Genomic DNA, 1,177 nt, shown 5'->3' with positions numbered 1-1,177 from the left:
TTCACCATTTCTCGACAAGGAGCAATCGAATGAGCAGCAACCCCTTCGAGGATGCCGAGGGAACCTACCTCGTTCTCGTCAACGACGAGGGACAGCACTCGCTGTGGCCGGCCTTCGTCGAGATTCCGTCCGGGTGGCGGACCGCCCTCGGCGAGAGCACGCGCGACGCGGCCCTCGAATACGTCAACACCCACTGGACCGATCTGCGTCCCAAGAGCCTGATCGCGTCCATGGAGGGCTCCGGCGCCACCGCCTGACGCCACCGCGCAGCCATGCGGCCCGCCACCGGCACGCCCGGTCGGCGGGCCGCTCGCTCCAGGGGAGGGGAGACGACATGCCGGTCATCCCGGTGAACGGAATCCGACTCAACTACGAGGCGACCGGACAGGGCGAGCCGGTGGTGCTGATCCAGGGCACCGGCGGCGGCCGCACCGTCTGGCAGCTCCACCAGGTGCCCGCGCTGACCGAGGCCGGATACCGGGTGATCACCTTCGACAACCGGGGAATCCCGCCCACCTCCGAGTGTCCCGAGGGCTTCACCCTCCAGGACATGGTGGGCGACGTCGCCGGGCTCATCGAGCGCCTCGGCCTCGGCCCGTGCCGCGTGGTGGGCACCTCGCTCGGCGCGTTCGTCGCCCAGGAACTGGCCCTCGCCCGCCCCGACCTGGTCCGCCGGCTCGTCCTGATGGCCACCCGCGGACGCACCGACGCGCTGCGCGCGCGCCTCACCGGCGCCGAGATCGATCTGCACGACTCCGGGGTGCGGCTGCCCGCCTCGTACGCGGCCGTGCTGCGGGCCCTGAAGTCCCTGTCCCCCCGCACCCTGAACGACGACCGGGAGCTGGCCGACTGGCTCGACCTGTTCGAGCTCGCGGCCCCGCCCGGCCCAGGCCAGCGCGCCCAGATGCAGCTGAGCCGCCTCGACGACCGACTCGCCGCCTACCGGGGGATACGCGTCCCGAGCCTCGTCATGTCCTTCGCCGACGATCTGGTGACACCGCCGCACCTGGGCCGCGAGGTCGCCGACGCCATCCCGGACGCGCGGTACACGGTGATCCCCGACTGCGGCCACTACGGCTACCTGGAGGACCCGGCGACCGTGAACAAGGCCCTGGTGGAGTTCCTCTCGGCGGCCTGAGCGGTCACCCGCGAAGCGCGCGACGGGCCCGGCACAGCG

At 71.8% G+C, this 1,177-nt stretch carries 2 protein-coding genes; both read left to right on the top strand.

Going from position 1 to position 1,177, the window contains the following annotated elements; genetic code table 11:
* The first annotated feature begins 29 nt into the window (after positions 1–29).
* On the top strand, positions 30–257 hold the full coding sequence (locus tag ACZ516_RS05155; RefSeq protein ID WP_358584993.1) for an MbtH family protein: 228 nt from the start codon (positions 30–32) through the stop codon (positions 255–257).
* A gap of 77 nt (positions 258–334) precedes the next feature.
* On the top strand, positions 335–1,138 hold the full coding sequence (locus tag ACZ516_RS05150) for an alpha/beta fold hydrolase (RefSeq protein WP_469008549.1): 804 nt from the start codon (positions 335–337) through the stop codon (positions 1,136–1,138).
* The last annotated feature ends 39 nt before the right edge of the window (positions 1,139–1,177 follow it).

It is taken from the genome of Streptomyces sp. NPDC034037 (assembly GCF_055575715.1).
This window is presented reverse-complemented; position numbering and strand designations above follow the sequence as displayed.

Bases quoted from the DNA above. Each gene is read 5' to 3' on its own strand.
- ACZ516_RS05155 (WP_358584993.1), top strand. From the start codon at position 30: ATGAGCAGCAACCCCTTCGAGGATGCCGAGGGAACCTACCTCGTTCTC.
- ACZ516_RS05150 (WP_469008549.1), top strand. From the start codon at position 335: ATGCCGGTCATCCCGGTGAACGGAATCCGACTCAACTACGAGGCGACC.